Origin of the sequence: Leptolyngbya sp. FACHB-36 (assembly GCF_014695955.1) — a bacterium.
Classification (GTDB): Bacteria; Cyanobacteriota; Cyanobacteriia; order Leptolyngbyales; family Leptolyngbyaceae; genus FACHB-36.
Window position 1 is genome coordinate 1 of the sequence record NZ_JACJPG010000167.1, and the last position, 1,928, is coordinate 1,928.

A 1,928-nucleotide genomic window follows, 5' to 3' on the forward strand; every position below is an offset into this window, starting at 1 on the left:
GCAGGCACCGAGCCGTTCTCGGCGATCCAAGCATCACGAGTGGCTTCCAAAACAGCACGGCTCGGACGCTCGATCGTCTGCACCTTCAACCAGTAGCACGCCTGCGGTTGTCGAACCAAATGCTGCTTCAGGCTCAGACTGACATCACGAGAATAGCCGATGTGTTGCAGCACGAGTGCCTGATCGAAAATTGCATAGACGCCAACTTTGCCTTGCAGGGATTCGGGCAGCTGTCCGCGATCGTCGAGGAAGGGAACCGCCTCTAGGCTGGCTAACGTGGGAATCTCAGTCGGGGAAATCATAAATAAATATAGACGCTGTACAACTCAACCACCGATCGCGAACAACGTAACGACTAGCGAGTCACCTTCCGATACACGGCGCAGAGACGGCTCGGCTGACTAATCTTCGCTTTGAACATAAAGTTCGGAGGCACGTTAATGATGGCGTGATCCTCAGAAGCGTGAAACGTTTCAAACTCCGCAGGCATTCCCTTCGGCGTTGCAGTCGTATAGGGTACGGGCTGAAACAGAAGTTCAGTAAATTCCACATGCTGGCAATTTAGCGCCTCGCTGATCTGCTGAAGAAATGCCTGACTCTGAAGCAGATCAAAGAGTGCTGCTTTTGCATCGGGGTCGAGGGTAAAGCTGCCGTCAAACTGGTCAATAATTTTGAGCGCCATTGCAGGATCGATTGCCACTTTTTACGATCGTATAGTACTGCTCGATTGTTGTGATCATCTCGATCGACCGGTTCTAGAGTTGCTCAGCGGTTTACGATGGGGTGAGCGCTCTGGAATGTCCCATGCCGTCCTCACCCACGCTCGTCAATCAATACGCTTGTTTTGATGGAACCGTCGGCTTTTACAGCCATGCCTCTACGGCTTGTAACGGCGAAATGAAATTTGCAGTCTACTTACCACCGCAGGCGCAAGCTGAACCGGTACCGGTGCTGTACTTTCTATCGGGGCTAACCTGCACCGAAGAAAACTTTATGGTCAAAGCCGGAGCGCAACAGTTTGCGGCGAAGCACGGATTAATCCTAGTGGCACCTGATACGAGCCCGCGCCAAGCCGGAATTTCCGGTGAAGCAGACGACTGGGATTTTGGCACCGGAGCAGGCTTTTATGTGAATGCGACTCAGGAGCCGTGGCGATCGCACTACCGCATGTATAGCTACGTTACCGAGGAACTGCCCGCGCTGATCGCGGAGCATTTTCCGGCACAGCCAAGTCGTCAAGGAATTTTTGGGCACTCGATGGGTGGACACGGGGCGCTGGTGTGCGCTCTGCGGCAGCCCGATCGCTACCAATCGGTTTCTGCTTTTGCGCCGATCGCCGCGCCGATGCGCTCCCCGTGGGGACAAAAAGCCTTTACAAACTATCTGGGAGCTGACCAAGAAACTTGGAAGGCATACGATGCGAGTGAATTAGTATTAGCGACGCTCCGCGATCGGGCAGCGGCTCTGAAAGAGAATCGTCCAATTTTAATTGATCAGGGAGCCGCCGATTCGTTCCTCGACTCGCAGTTGATGCCGCACGTCTTTGAGCAAGCCTGCGCTAAAGTCGGTCAGCCGCTCACCTTACGAATGCAGCAGGGCTACGACCACAGCTATTACTTCATTGCCACGTTTATTGAAGACCATATTCGACATCATGCAGCGGCGCTGTGGCAGTAAGGAGTCACCATGCAGAAACCGGGGCACGATCGACGTCTCTACTACCGATTAGCGCTGCTGCTTAGCGCGATTTTAATTGTGCCGCTGGGCTATGCCGTGCGGTTTTCTTCGGTAGGACCTGCGTGGCTGAACGATGCGCTGGGCAGCATTGCCTACGAGGTATTTTGGATTCTGCTGGTGCTGCTGCTGGTTCCTCGCGCTTCGCTGAAGTGGACGGCGATCGGGGTGTGCTTAGCGACGTGTGGGCTAGA

Annotated in this window: 4 protein-coding genes; 2 read left to right on the plus strand and 2 right to left on the minus strand. The window is 54.2% G+C overall.

Going from position 1 to position 1,928, the window contains the following annotated elements; all coding sequences use genetic code 11:
- Positions 1–302 (minus strand): GIY-YIG nuclease family protein (locus H6F43_RS02555; RefSeq protein ID WP_190340437.1); only part of this gene is annotated, 302 nt, incomplete at its 3' end.
- A 53-nt stretch (positions 303–355) separates the two neighbouring features.
- Positions 356–682: a hypothetical protein gene (locus tag H6F43_RS02560; protein ID WP_190340439.1), complete on the minus strand. Its 327-nt coding sequence runs from the start codon at positions 680–682 to the stop codon at positions 356–358.
- 122 nt (positions 683–804) lie between these two features.
- On the opposite strand from H6F43_RS02560, the gene fghA reads away from it, so the two are divergent.
- Together fghA and H6F43_RS02570 are read left to right on the plus strand one after the other, a co-directional pair.
- A complete protein-coding gene (fghA, locus tag H6F43_RS02565; RefSeq protein WP_190340438.1) occupies positions 805–1,677 on the plus strand; it encodes an S-formylglutathione hydrolase in 873 nt (290 codons plus the stop codon).
- 9 nt (positions 1,678–1,686) lie between these two features.
- Positions 1,687–1,928: DUF2809 domain-containing protein (locus H6F43_RS02570; RefSeq protein WP_242025280.1), on the plus strand; the 242-nt coding region annotated here is incomplete at its 3' end.